This is a genomic window from Clostridium ljungdahlii DSM 13528, assembly GCF_000143685.1.
In the GTDB taxonomy this organism is placed as follows: Bacteria; Bacillota; Clostridia; order Clostridiales; family Clostridiaceae; genus Clostridium_B; species Clostridium_B ljungdahlii.
This window is the reverse complement of record NC_014328.1, coordinates 424125-438149: the sequence shown is the minus strand read 5'-3', so window position 1 is coordinate 438149 and position 14025 is coordinate 424125. Positions and strand designations below refer to the sequence as shown.

Genomic DNA, 14025 nt, shown 5'->3' with positions numbered 1-14025 from the left:
ATATTTTTCTAATTTTTATAAACTAAATATAGTGATTTATTTTCATTATTACGGAGTTTTCTTAATTTTATTTACTGTTTTAAATTAAGGGATTATTATTAAGTTAAAAGAAAAAGTATTTACAATTTATAAATTTAAAAATAAAGGTGGGGAATATTTATGGATTTTAGAATTGAAAGTGATTCCATCGGTTCAAAGGAAGTACCTACAGAGGCTTATTATGGAGTTCAGACATTGAGAGCAGCTGAAAATTTTAATATAACTGGATATAAATTAAATACAGAGCTTGTAAAAAGCCTTGTTCAAATAAAAAAGGCAGCAGCTATAGCTAATTATAAAGCAGGTCTTTTAAATGAAAACATTGAAAAAGCAATAATTGAGGCTAGTGATAAAATACTCGGTGGTGATTTGCAAGATCAATTCATACTAGACCCTATTCAAGGTGGAGCTGGTACCTCTGCAAACATGAATGCAAATGAAGTAATTGCAAATGAAGCTATTCAAATTTTAGGTGGAAAAAAAGGAGACTACTCAATTGTACATCCTAATGACCATGTTAATATGGGACAATCTACAAATGATGTCTTCCCAACTGCAGGAAAAATAACTGCTTTAAAACTTCTTTTAAAAGCTATAGAACAACTAAAGAAATTAGATATGAATTTAGATATGAAAGCAAAAGAATTCAATAATATTATAAAAATGGGAAGAACTCAGCTTCAAGATGCAGTTCCCATTAGATTAGGACAAGAATTTAAAGCTTATAGTTCCGTTATAAAACGAGATATCTCAAGACTTGAAGCCGCAAAAAAAGAATTAGAAGTATTAAATTTAGGTGGTACTGCAATAGGTACTGGAATAAATGCAGATAATAAATATATGAATACAGTAGTACCTATACTCAGTGATATTATTGGTATACAATTAGAACAAGCTGATGATTTGATAGATGCCACACAAAATTTAGATGGTTTTGTGTCAGTATCTGGTGCTATAAAAACCTGTGCCGTTAACTTATCCAAAATGGCAAATGATTTAAGGCTTATGTCATCAGGTCCAAGAACTGGTTTAGAAGAAATAAATCTTCCACCAAAACAAAACGGATCTTCCATAATGCCGGGAAAAGTTAATCCTGTAATTCCAGAAGTAATGACTCAAGTGGCCTTTAATATTATAGGAAATGATGTTACAATAACAATGGCTGCTGAAGCTGGTCAACTGGAATTAAATGCCTTTGAGCCAGTTATATTCTTCAACTTATTTGAATCCATAGAAACCCTTACTAACGGTGTAAAAACTTTTACAGAAAATTGTATTTCAGGTATAACAGCAAATACAAATAGATGTAAGAAGTTAGTGGATAATAGTGTTGGTATAGTTACTGCCATTACCCCTTATGTTGGATACGAAAAGGCTGCCTCAATTGCAAAAAGTGCTATAAAAACAGGAAAGCCAGTAAAAGAAATCATACTTCAAAATGGTATTTTAAAAGAATCTGAATTAGATCGTATACTAGATCCTATAAGTATGACTGAACCTAGGGAATTAAAAAAATATGAATTTGCTTAATATAGGTTTAGAAAACCTATAACGTAATATAATTTCCAGCAACCTGTTCTTCATTAGTTATTTTGGTTGCTGGAAATATTTTTTATCATACAAGGAGGTTTACATATGAACAATTTAAAGGAAGAAGCATTAAAGTTTCATAAAGAACATGAAGGTAAAATAGCACTTAAAAGTAAAGTATCTGTTAAAACTAGAGAGGACCTAGGCTTAGCATATACTCCAGGTGTTGCTGAACCATGTCTTGAAATCAACAGGGACTATAATACCTTATACGATTATACTTCTAAGGGAAATTATGTAGCAGTAGTAACTAACGGCAGTGCAGTTTTGGGACTTGGAAATATAGGTGCTGCAGCTGGCTTACCTGTAATGGAAGGTAAATCTATTCTATTTAAGACTTTTGCAGGAGTAGACGCTTTTCCTATTTGTGTTGACAGCAAAGATCCTGACAAGATTGTAGAAACAGTAAAATTAATAGAATCCACATTTGGAGGAATAAACCTAGAAGATATAAAAGCACCTGAGTGCTTTGAAATAGAAGATAAATTAAAAAAGGTCTGCAATATACCAGTTTTTCATGACGACCAGCACGGAACAGCAGTAGTAACTTTAGCTGCTATGATAAATGCACTTAAAATAGTAAACAAAAAATTTGAAGACTTAAAAGTAATAATAAATGGTGCAGGAGCTGCAGGTACAGCAATTGCAAAACTGCTTGTAAGTAGAGGAGTTAAAAACATTATTGTATGCGATAGAAAAGGTGCTATATCAAAAGATAGAGAAAATTTAAGTGCTGCAAAAAAAGACTTAGCAGAAGTTACAAATCCTAGTATGATAAAAGGTGCACTTAAAGATGTACTAAAAGAAGCTGATGTATTCATAGGTGTATCTGCTCCTGGAGTAATTACTCCTGAAATGATAAAAACAATGGCTAAAGATCCCCTCATTTTTGCTATGGCCAATCCTAAGCCTGAAATCTACCCTGATGAAGCAAAAGCTGCAGGTGCCAAAGTAGTTGGTACAGGAAGATCGGACTTTCCAAATCAAATAAATAATGTTCTTGCATTCCCTGGAATATTTAGAGGAGCACTTGATGTAAGAGCATCAAAAATAAATGAAGAAATGAAAATAGCTGCTGCATGTGCTATAGCAGACATAATAACTGAAAAAGAACTTAATGAAGATTATGTTATACCAGATGCTTTCGACTCAAGGATAGCACCAAAGGTAGCTTACTATGTAGCAAAAGCTGCCATAGAAAGTGGAGTTGCAAGAAGAACTGACATCACTCCTGAAATGGTAGAAGAACATACTAAAAAGCTTGTACAATCATAATAAACACAAAAATTTAAAGTCTGGTTTTCTTCCAGACTTTAAAAATATTATCTATACAATTCCTTTATGTTCAATAATAGTAGAAAGAATAATAAGAGTTTGTGTATTACCATACTGCTGAATTTTACCTACTAATGTTTCTAACTCGGACGTCTCTTTGACTATTACTTTAACAGTCATGGAAAAACCTCCTGTAACATGATAACACTTCACTATACACTTACTTTTTCTTACAAAATCAATAAATTCTTTTCGTTTACCTGCTTTTAATGTAATATTTATAAGAGCTTCTATATTCATTCCCATCTTCTGGGGATTAATAACAGCCCTATATCCCATAATAACATCTGCTTCTTCAAGCTTTCTTATGCGTTCTGCGACCGCAGGAGGAGTTAGACAAACTATTTCTGACAATTTTTTTATTGAAATCCTACCATTTTTCTGCAGGCACTTTACAATTTGACGATCAATCATGTCCATTTTCTATTCCTCCATAATGTAAAAAATGAGACGAAAACAATTTTGTTCTGAATATCTCTTATAGGTAAATTTAGTAAAATGCAAACATTTATATGTAAATTTATTCCATTAGAATACTACCACTTATCCAAGTGTAGTACATTTTTATTATAGTTTAAATATACTATATGTCAATAAATTATCCTCAATAACTTTTAAAATAAACTTTTTCATCCTCCCAATTAATTTTTTTAATTTAATATTTAATTTACCAACTAAAAAAACAAAATAATCTATATACAACTTTTTATAAATAATATTCCAACTATGAAAACAACATATAGTAAGGCATTAAGAGATAATCTCCAAGCTGATAAATGGCTTTTTCTTAAAGTTATCCATAAAAATAAGATTGCTATAAAAGTTATAAAAGCTGAAAGCGCCAGACTTTTATCAAACATCCATGGTGTAAAAATAATTCCAAGTGCACTTGGCACAGTAGCTTGAATCATCATAGATCCACTGATGTTTGCAAGTGCTAAATTTTCCTTTCCCTGTCTTACCCATATAACTGCATTTAGTGTCTCCGGGAGTTCTGTTGCCACAGGACTGAGTATCAATGCTATTATATGCGGTGGTACTCCAAGGAAGCTGCTTAGTGAGCCTAAATTGTGTACGAATATCTGAGAACCTGCAAAAATAAATACTAGAGATACTATGGTTTGACCTAAAATCATAATTTTTGTAGGATGCGTATTTTTAGGACTAATCTTTAAAGGTTCAAGTTTTTCTTCAGTTTCTTCCGCACCTGCCTTTAATTCCCCATAAGAATAAAGTACATAAACAGCCAGGAATAAGAATCCCAACCAGTGCTTTATAGAAAAAGCTACAAATCCCAATGCTACTTTAAATACAAAAATACACATAAACCAAATTTGGTCTCTTCCCAACTTTCTTGCGTTAATTTTAATATGCTTTCCTATTTTCCTCTTACTACTAAACATAATTATGCTTACCCCAACTACTGCATAAGCAATGGTACTCAGTACAAGAGGACCTCCCAAAGCTGAACCAACTCCGATATCCTTTTGGCTTGAGTTTGCTCCAAATACTACTGCAATTAAGGTCACAATACTTTCAGGTAAAGCAGTACCAAAGGCTGCAAGTACAGTTCCTACTGCATTTTTGGATATATTAAAAGCCTTGCCCACCCATTCAATACTATTAACAAAAAATTCGCAGCTAAAATAAATTAAAAGAGCTGACAAAAGCATAGTAATACCAGATAAAATCATTTTAAACGCCTCCTCTTAAAGTAAAAAATAAAAAAAGACTTCTGGTGTATTAAACTAAATACACCAAAAGTCTCGTTACACATAATTGTGGATAATGCCAGGTTTTTAAAAAGCCAATATGTTGACATTATCTTTCAAACTACTCCCTCTTGACTATATATCAATTTATTATATTTTACTCACATAACTTTATATTGTCAATTAAAATCTCAACATTTCATTAAAAACTCTTATGGCAAAATTGTCCGTCATACCGGATGTATAATCTATGATAGCCTGGATATAATCACGATAATTCTTTAAATCATAAATTTTTTCATTATCTCTCCATTTTCCTTTAAATTGAATACAATATTTTTTTAACCATCCAGAAAACCCCTCATGCAGCGAAGGATATATTCTTTTAAAGTCTTTAATTTTGTCTAAAGTTTTTTCACCATCATAATAACGCATTAAAGTATTTAATATGGTGTCTAAAACTAATTTTACATAATTTTTAAAATTATTAAGCCTTTCATGATTATAAATATTTTCATAATTAAATTTATTCACAAGATTAATAAAAGTCAAATATTTGCTTGACAATACAATACCATTATCCGGACTGCTATTTTGACATAGGTCTACAATAAAATTATGCATGAGCACCGTATTATTTATTTCTCTTATACTGTGTATACCAACAGTATCTTTTGTTATATTATATAGTTCTTTTAATTGACTTCTCTTTAATATTCCAAGTTTAAAAGCATCTTCTATATCCCGCCCCAGATAAGATATTTTATCTGCTATTTTGACGACACAACCTTCCCAGGTATAAGAAGATATTTGTAATGTTTTTTGTATGTCGTTTAAATCTACAACCTGATCTCTTGGAAAAATTGCCTCTGCTCTTACCTCTCCACAGTGACATACAATTCCATCTCTTACAGCATAGGTTAAATCAAGATTGCTTTGCTTTCCCGCAGGGTTTGGTAAAGTTTCTATTTTATCTACAAACCTTAAACTATTTTTTTCGTGCCAGAATTCATTGCCTAATTGTGCTTTAGAAAAGTCTCCTAATATTTTTTCACCTTCATGTCCAAAAGGGGTATGTCCTAAATCATGTCCAATAGCAACGGCTGTAGTAAGCTGTGTATTTAACCCCAAATAGTTGGCAATAGTATAGCTCACAGCAGAGACATGGTTTACATGTTCGATTCTTGTACATATATGGTCATTATCTGTTGCAAAAAATACTTGAGTTTTATGTTTTAGTCTCCTGTATGAAGTAGAATGCAATATTCTATTATAATCTCTTGAAAATTCGCTTCGGAGCTCATGGTTTCTTTCATACAACTTGTTTTCTCTAGAAATGCTTTGTTTCCATTTTTCGTTATTCTCTGTAGTAGCAACATCTAAAAATTTTTTTCTCTCCATTTTTCGACCTTCCTTTTTGCAACTTGTATCGCGTAAATATTATAACATAACTATAATTTCCTATACATTATAAGGACATAATAGTATGATAAGTATTGTTAATATAAAAGTATACGAGGTAAAAAAAATTATGGATAAACTAGAATTTAAAGATTTCGCATTAAGCGAAGATATATTAAAGTCAATAGAAAAATTGGGATATAAAAATCCGTCTCAGGTTCAAGAAAAAGTAATACCACTTATTTTTAAAAACAAGGATATTATAGTAAAGTCACAAACCGGCAGCGGAAAAACAGCAGCTTTCGCCATACCAATCTGTGAAAAAATAGAACTTGAAGAAAAAAATCCCCAGGTATTAGTACTTGCTCCTACAAGAGAACTTGCACTGCAAATAAAAGAAGATTTTTACGATATAGGAAGATTTAAGAGAATAAATTGTACTGCAATCTTTGGAAAAGAGCCTATAACAACTCAGATAAAAGAACTTAAACAAAGAACTCACGTAATAGTTGGAACACCAGGAAGAACACTAGATCATATAGAAAAAGATACTCTTTCCCTGAAGAAAATACAATATTTGATCATAGATGAAGCAGATGAAATGCTAAATATGGGATTTATAGACCAAGTTAAGGCTGTTCTAGATAAGCTGCCTAAAAATAGAGTAACTCTCCTTTTTTCTGCAACCATTCCCCAGGAAATACTTAAATTATGTGCTGCATATATGAATAATCCTATTAATGTAGAAATAGACGCCGAAGATCCCGTAATAAATAGAATCAATCAAATATATTATCAGATAGAGGCATATAAAAAATTCGATTTGTTAAATAAGCTAGTATATACTCAAAGGCCAGAAAGTTCTATGATATTTTGCAGAACAAAGAAGAATGTAGAAGACCTTGTGCTTCAAATGAAAGGTAAAGGTTATTCCTGCAGTGGTCTTCACGGAGGAATGCTTCAATCCGAAAGAATTGATGTTATGAAAAGATTTAAACGAGGAGAATTTATTTTCCTTGTATGCACGGATGTTGCAGCCCGTGGGATAGATGTAGAAAATATAACTCATATCATAAACTATGATATTCCTATGGAAAAAGAAAGTTATGTTCATAGAATAGGAAGAACCGGTCGTGCCGGGAAAAGTGGAACTGCCATAACTTTTGTTACACCTAAAGAATATAGATTTCTAGAAGAAATAGAAAAATTCTTCAATCTTACTATTGAAAAAGGTACAATTCCATCAAAAGAAGAAGTAGAAAAAGGTAAGGATATATACAAGGAAAAATTAAAAGCTGCTCCTAAGATAAAAAAAGATAAATCCACTAAACTAAATAAAGACATCACAAAAATATATATAAGTGCAGGTAAAAAGAAAAAAATAAGACCAGGAGATATTGCTGGAACTATATCAAGTATCGATGGTATTAATCCTGAGGACGTTGGCATAATAGAAATTCAAGATAACTTTTCTTACGTTGATATACTATCTGGGAAAGGCCATATAGTTCTCGATGGGCTTAAACACAAAACCATCAAGGGGAAATCTGTAAGAGTAGAAATAGCTCAAAAATAGTGCTAAACCTATAAGTATTCTAAGCAAAAAATCAACTTATTCTTCGAATATTTTACAACCACAAGTACAATTAAATATTTTGATAAGTTTAAATGTACTTGTTTATTGTAAAATATATCTACGTATAAGTTGATTTTTAAGTTAGAGAACTTGTATAGAGTTTCCAATTGAAATTTTAACTTATACATAAAATATACTAACAAAATGGAAATCACACTTAAAAACTTTTTTTATAAGTTAACTTTCAATCTAGAACCCCTATAGGCGTAAAGCTAAACTAGATTAAATTCAACATTTACACGATCTTGTAAATCTTTATTAGGCTTTCTTATAGGCTTTATTGCTATTAATTCAACAACCATTTCCTTTACAATATTTCTAAATTTATTTACTTCCTCTAAAATCTTATAAGGCTCAACACCCTCATATTTATTTTTATCAACTGTTAAAATAAGTCTTTTTACTTTCCAATCTCCTCTATAACCATAGTCAGCTCTCCAATAAAACGGTTGTCCAAAATACCCAAAAGAGTTTAAAAAATACTGCCTAACATGAGTAGGATCTTCAAAAGCTTCATCACTGGATCCATAAGGGCACCTAAAAGTAGCTTTAGCATTTGGTTTTGCTATTCTATGAAGTTCCTGCATCATAGGCAGTGCATTTTTTATATGCTCAATTAAGTGGCTTGCATAAAACTCTTCAAAATAGTCATCCTCAAATGGAAGCTTAACATTAGTACATTCATCTAAATTTGCAACTACATCCACACCTGGAAGCTTTATAAGATCTAAGTTTATCCATCCTTCAAGTATAGTTCTTCCACATCCAAGATGAAGTTTCCTATACCCCCTATCTTTATAGCAATTTTCTTCTTCACTATTATATTTCGTTATAAACCACTCCTAAACATTTACTAGAGAATATTCCTTCATGCTTTTAATATATATTATTTACAGCTACATAAAAATGTGAAAAGTATCCAACGAATTCATACTTTCTTTACTATAATTATATTAAACTTTTTATATTAATATACCTTACCCTTTTCCTGTTATGGAATTTCTAAGCAAAAAATCAACTTATACTCCCAATATTTGTACAACCACAAGTACAATTAAATATTTCTAGGTATAAGTTGATTTTTAAGTTAAAACTCTATATTGCATTTCTTAATCAGTAATAACTTCTTTACTCTTAATCTTTTTCTCTAGTTTCGTATTTACCATAGAATAAACTACAGGTACTACCACAAAAGTAAGGAATGTAGCTGTCAAAAGTCCACACATCATGGCAACAGACATAGGTCCAAAAAGTGCACTACCTGAAAAAGCCAGTGGTATAAGTGCTGTAATAGTTGCCGTAGAACTCAATATTATAGGCCTAAATCTTTGGCTTACAGCAAACATACAAGCATCATCTACAGAAAGCCCATCTTCTCTACCATTGTTTATATACTCAATGAGAAGTATGGCATTTCTTATAACAACTCCAATTAAGCTTATTATGCCCATAAAAGCTGTAAGTGACAGATTCATTCCAAAAGCATGAAGCCCTATTGAAACTCCTATAAGGGACAGCGGCAGAGAACACATTATTACAAGCGGTTGTACAAATGATTTAAACTGGATAAACAAAAGTACATATATTATTACTAAAATGAGCACACCTGCTACACCAAGGCTTGTAAAGTACTTACTTATCTGAGCCTTTTCACCATCATATATAACTTTTACTGGATCTATACTCATTCCATCTATTTTTTGCTGCAATTCTTTTTCTATATTAACTGAATTATATCCACTTTTAACATCACTGTAAATAGTTACAGTTCTGTCTTCTTTATAATGGGTTATCTTATCTATTTCCGAATTAAGTTTAACAGATGCAACCTCATATAAAGGTATTTTATTCTTGGTAACACTTGATTCAATATATAAATTTTTCAAGTCTCCTACAGATGAAATATTTGTTTTGACCATAATATCATATTCATTACCATTTTTTCTATAAGTAGAAGCCTTATATCCTTTAAGTGCAATATTAATCTGCTGCAGGACATCTGATTTTAATAAGCCAAGTTGTGATGCTCTATTTTCATCTATATCTACCTCATATTCATAAGTCTTTTTAGCAGCATCATCTCTTACATTCATAGTTCCAGGTATATTTTTTAACTGCTGCTGTATCTTTTCAGAAGCCTGCTGAATCTGATCTAAGTCATCTCCAGTAAGTCTCAAACGTATCGGTGCACCTATAGGCATTGCTTCCTCAAGTTGCTTTACTGTAGCCGTACCTCCTGAAATATTGTTATCTATTTGATTTTGTACATATTCTACTAACTCCTGCCTAGTTTTAAATCTATTTGTCTTCTTTAAATCTACTTTCACCATAATTTGGGCTGTATCATCAGCAGGTGCAACTGTAGGAAGTGTTACATAAAACTTAGGCATACCACCACCTATAGCCGAAGTATAAGCTGTAACTTCTTTTTGCCGTTTTAATATACCTTCTATTTGGTTCACCAACTTGCTGGTACTTTTTATATCCGCAACTTTTTCATTTGACACATCTATATATATCATATTTTTATCTACATAAGGGAAGAGCTGCATTCCGAGAGTTTTAATTAAAATCAATGCCACTGCAAAAACAGCTAATGCTGCCCCAATAATAGTTTTCTTGTGCTTAAGTCCATATTTTAAAAGATTCTCAAACATCATACGGATTGGATTTTGCCGTTTGCTCTCCTTACTCTTTCTAAAAAACAAAGAAGACATAGCTGGTGTTACAAACAACGCACATAAATAAGAACAAATTACACATATTATAACAACCTGTGGCAAACTCTTTAAAAATTTGCCGACTACTCCAGATATGGAAAGCAGCGGTAAGAAGGCTCCTACAATAATTAATGTAGAGGTAAATACTGGAACAAATAATTTCTTTATTCCATTAAATGCCGCTTCATTTCTCGGCAATCCATCATCTATTCCAACCTGTATGACATCTCCTATTACTATGGCATCATCAACAAGTATTCCAAGTGCTATAATAAGTGCTGTAGTTGACATCTGTTCAACTTTTATTCCAAGAGCATACATAATAGCAAAAGTCATGCATATTGATATAGGTATAACTGCAGATACTACCATTGCATTTCTAAATCCCATGCCTATAAGAACAGTTATGATTACAAGTATTATTCCATCTCTGAGATTTTTCATAAAAAATGAGACAGAATCACTTACATCTTTAGGTTGAAAAGTAACTTCATCTATTTTGAGATCACTTGGAGTTCCTTTTTTTATTGTGTCTAATTTTTTCTTTATGTCATTTCCTATTGGAATTATATTTTTATTTTTTTGAAAATACACCGCAAGCAATACTGCATTTTGAGCATTGTCAGTAAATTTATAGGTTGAATCATCATCATAGTCCATATATACTTTTGCTATATCTTTAATTCTTACCATTTCACCTGTACTACTTGAGACTCCTACAACAGTATTTTCTATATCATGCAGTGAACTAAACATACCTGGTGTATTTACTTTTATCTTACCCGTAACCAAATTTAAGGAACCTGATGGTATGTCTACATTCTGTGCTTTTAATACAGAACATACATCTGCTACAGATATTTGATATTTATTTATTTTATTCCAATCTATATCTACTTTTACTTGTCTATCCTGCTTACCCTTTACATCTATCCTAGAAACACCTTCAGTATCACGAAGTTCCTTCTTTATATCATCAGCATAATCTCCTAACTGTTGATAAGAATAATTATTACCTGATATACTTATTATGCTGCCAGCTGTTTCTGTAAGATTAGTATTAATTTCACTATCATTACATCCACTTGGAAGGTCAGATTTTAAATCTTTTATCTTATCTCTTAAATCTCTCCAAGATTTATCTTCATCAGCATCATTGTTTAAATAGAGTATAACTATTGACGCATTGCTTTCTGAATAAGATTGTACATAGTCACATCCATCAACTTCCTCGGCTTTCTGTTCAACCTTTTTAGTAACCAACTTTTCTATATCGCTAGGTGAAGCACCTGGATAAACTGTAGTAATCATAGCTGCTGGAGATGCAACATCTGGGGTTTCCTGTTTTGAGATTCCACTATAACAGTAAAAGCCACTAACTATAATTATAGCCACTAGAAATAATACAATTTTTTTATTTTTTATAGCTGCTTTAATTAATCCCATATTATATTCTCCTTCTATTTAACTGTAACTTTATATCCTGATTTTAAGTTCTTCATTCCTTGAACTACAAGTTCATCTCCATCTTTTAACCCATCTACTGAAACTTTATCCTCATCAGTATCGCCTAAAGTTATATTTTTCTTAACAGCATGTCCATTTTCAACTACATAAACATAATCTTCGCCATCATTTAAGACTGAACTAATTGGAACGGATATAGAATTCGTTTGACCCATGTCTATGTAAACTGTTGAAGTTTCACCTACATAATATTTGCTAGCATCTATAGCAGTAGACAACTTGATTTCAGCACTATATGTTCCAGATTTACTATCTGCCATTTGGACTATATTTACAATTTCTCCTTGTGCTTTATCATCTCCAATATTTACTTGTGCCTTTGTCCCAACTTTTACTTTCTTTACATCATCATCCGACAGACCTACTGTAATAACCTGATTTTCACTTCTAAACAATATTACAGGATTACCTGCCTGCTGCATTTCTCCTTCTTTACCTAATACATCAACAACATAACCATCCATATCTGCAGTCATAGTAGCATCATTAAGTAAACTTTCTTTTGAATCATAATCTGCTTTTGCCTCATTTAGTTGGTCCAGAGTTGCTTGTTTGTCTTCTGGTCTAGACCCATTTTGAAGCTGCTGCAAACTTTGCTCGGCACTATCTAATGCATTCTGAGTACTGTCTACCTGAAGCTTTGTATCATTTAACTGCTGATTTGAAATAGCTCCAGCTTGATTTAATTTAAGATATTTATTATATAAATCTTTATAATAATTATTGTTATCCTGTGCATTTTGCACAGCTATTTGAGCTTTATTTATATCTTCCTGCTGTGCTCCATTTACTGCTTTACTATATTGTGCCGAAGCCGTATCCATTTGAGATTTAGCAGCTTGTGCTGCAAAATTTAAATCAGTTTTATCAAGGTCTGCTAATTTTTCACCTTTTTTTACATGTTGGCCCTTCGATACATATATTTTTGAAATTTTAGCTGAACTCTTAAAAGATAATTTTCTAACTTCACTGCCTCCTGTTAATCCTTCATATTGGAGTGTCATAGGAAAACTTCCGCTTTTAATTTCCACAGTTTTTACCGGATAACTTTTAGCAATAGGCTCTTTTTCTTTATTCTTTGAAAAAGCTGTAAAATACGTTGTTAATGCAATAATAACCACAACAACTAAACAAATAATAGGTACTTTTTTTCTTACAACAACATTAGGTACCTTTTCTCTTATAACATTAAGAACTTTATTTGACATAATACACCTCCTAATACAAGAATGATAAGTCGCGACCATGTGGTCAATCAATAAATTATACCACCTACGTACTTTTATTGTCAATACTAGAAAACTTGATCATAAATGTTATAATTACTATTGAGAGATTCCATGATTATAAACCTATTGCTTAAATTGTATTAATTATAAAATTAGGAGTGATAAACTTTGCCTAATAAAACTTTTTTTAATTTGCCCAAAGAAAGACAGAAGGAAATTATAGAAATATCTATTAAGGAATTTTCAAATCACGATTTTGATTCATCTTCTTTAAATAGAATTATAACTAATTTAAAAATTGCTAAGGGAAGCTTCTATAGATATTTTAGTAATAAAACAGACCTATATATCTTTCTTATTAACTATACCTTAAACAAGCAATTAGCTTATATAACCAACTTTAAACCAGAAGAAGAGCATTTAGATGCTATAACGTTGTCAAAAAAACTTGTAATACATGTATTGGAATTTGATTTTATGTATTACAACTATGCTAGCTTTCTTTTTCATGCCTGTAAAAGTGAACAATTTAAAAGCTATTTACCAACAAATCGAAAAGAATTTATAGCTATAATAGATATATTTCAAGATAAAAAATTGATACGTAGGGATTTAGATAAAAATATTATGATATTTTATATATTTAGAAATATGGTACTTCTCAGAGATTTCATTGTGGAGAGACTCAATATACCAGAAGTGGAATTTTCCAAAGGATATGCCACATATAAAAAACATGAAAAATCTATAAATGAAATCACAGAGACATACTGCGATTTGCTACTAAATGGGATAAAGCAAAAATGACTTATATAGTAAAATATGTAAGTCATTTT

General features: G+C 31.3%; 10 protein-coding genes. 4 read left to right on the top strand and 6 right to left on the bottom strand.

All coding sequences use genetic code 11. From position 1 onward, the window contains the following. The first annotated feature begins 159 nt into the window (after positions 1-159). Positions 160-1569: an aspartate ammonia-lyase gene (locus CLJU_RS02035; RefSeq protein ID WP_013237099.1), complete on the top strand. Its 1410-nt coding sequence runs from the start codon at positions 160-162 to the stop codon at positions 1567-1569. 105 nt (positions 1570-1674) lie between these two features. Then, a complete protein-coding gene (locus CLJU_RS02030) occupies positions 1675-2904 on the top strand; it encodes an NAD(P)-dependent malic enzyme (protein ID WP_013237098.1) in 1230 nt (409 codons plus the stop codon). Positions 2905-2955: 51 nt separating this feature from the next. On the opposite strand, the gene CLJU_RS02025 is transcribed toward CLJU_RS02030, so the two are convergent. The 3 genes from CLJU_RS02025 to CLJU_RS02015 form a co-directional block, all read right to left on the bottom strand. Beyond that, the gene (locus CLJU_RS02025; RefSeq protein WP_013237097.1) at positions 2956-3384 is read right to left on the bottom strand and encodes an Lrp/AsnC family transcriptional regulator; all 429 of its coding nucleotides are present in this window, start codon (positions 3382-3384) and stop codon (positions 2956-2958) included. A 272-nt stretch (positions 3385-3656) separates the two neighbouring features. Further along, positions 3657-4658, bottom strand: coding sequence for a sodium:calcium antiporter (locus CLJU_RS02020; protein WP_013237095.1), 1002 nt, complete (start codon positions 4656-4658; stop codon positions 3657-3659). A 201-nt stretch (positions 4659-4859) separates the two neighbouring features. Further along, positions 4860-6077 carry a deoxyguanosinetriphosphate triphosphohydrolase family protein gene (locus tag CLJU_RS02015; protein ID WP_013237094.1) on the bottom strand — a complete coding sequence of 406 codons (1218 nt, stop codon included), beginning with the start codon at positions 6075-6077 and terminating at the stop codon, positions 4860-4862. Between the two features lie 130 nt (positions 6078-6207). Here CLJU_RS02015 and CLJU_RS02010 point away from each other — a divergent pair, with 130 nt between their 5' ends. Beyond that, positions 6208-7653, top strand: a complete 1446-nt coding sequence (locus CLJU_RS02010; protein ID WP_041705253.1) for a DEAD/DEAH box helicase — start codon at positions 6208-6210, stop codon at positions 7651-7653. Between the two features lie 272 nt (positions 7654-7925). On the opposite strand, the gene CLJU_RS02005 is transcribed toward CLJU_RS02010, so the two are convergent. From CLJU_RS02005 to CLJU_RS01995, 3 genes are all read right to left on the bottom strand, one after another. Next, complete coding sequence (locus CLJU_RS02005) at positions 7926-8420, bottom strand: methyltransferase domain-containing protein (RefSeq protein WP_013237092.1); 495 nt, start codon at positions 8418-8420, stop codon at positions 7926-7928. A gap of 402 nt (positions 8421-8822) precedes the next feature. Further along, entirely contained in the window at positions 8823-11879 is a 3057-nt protein-coding gene (locus tag CLJU_RS02000; RefSeq protein ID WP_013237091.1) for an efflux RND transporter permease subunit, read from the bottom strand. Between the two features lie 14 nt (positions 11880-11893). Beyond that, entirely contained in the window at positions 11894-13168 is a 1275-nt protein-coding gene (locus CLJU_RS01995; protein ID WP_013237090.1) for an efflux RND transporter periplasmic adaptor subunit, read from the bottom strand. A gap of 189 nt (positions 13169-13357) precedes the next feature. On the opposite strand from CLJU_RS01995, the gene CLJU_RS01990 reads away from it, so the two are divergent. Next, positions 13358-13996, top strand: coding sequence for a TetR/AcrR family transcriptional regulator (locus CLJU_RS01990; protein WP_013237089.1), 639 nt, complete (start codon positions 13358-13360; stop codon positions 13994-13996). The last annotated feature ends 29 nt before the right edge of the window (positions 13997-14025 follow it).

Coding starts and splice junctions, on each gene's coding strand:
- CLJU_RS01995 (WP_013237090.1), bottom strand. CDS start 13,168: ATGTCAAATAAAGTTCTTAATGTTATAAGAGAAAAGGTACCTAATGTT.
- CLJU_RS02035 (WP_013237099.1), top strand. CDS start 160: ATGGATTTTAGAATTGAAAGTGATTCCATCGGTTCAAAGGAAGTACCT.
- CLJU_RS02025 (WP_013237097.1), bottom strand. CDS start 3,384: ATGGACATGATTGATCGTCAAATTGTAAAGTGCCTGCAGAAAAATGGT.
- CLJU_RS02020 (WP_013237095.1), bottom strand. CDS start 4,658: ATGATTTTATCTGGTATTACTATGCTTTTGTCAGCTCTTTTAATTTAT.
- CLJU_RS02030 (WP_013237098.1), top strand. CDS start 1,675: ATGAACAATTTAAAGGAAGAAGCATTAAAGTTTCATAAAGAACATGAA.
- CLJU_RS02000 (WP_013237091.1), bottom strand. CDS start 11,879: ATGGGATTAATTAAAGCAGCTATAAAAAATAAAAAAATTGTATTATTT.
- CLJU_RS02015 (WP_013237094.1), bottom strand. CDS start 6,077: ATGGAGAGAAAAAAATTTTTAGATGTTGCTACTACAGAGAATAACGAA.
- CLJU_RS02010 (WP_041705253.1), top strand. CDS start 6,208: ATGGATAAACTAGAATTTAAAGATTTCGCATTAAGCGAAGATATATTA.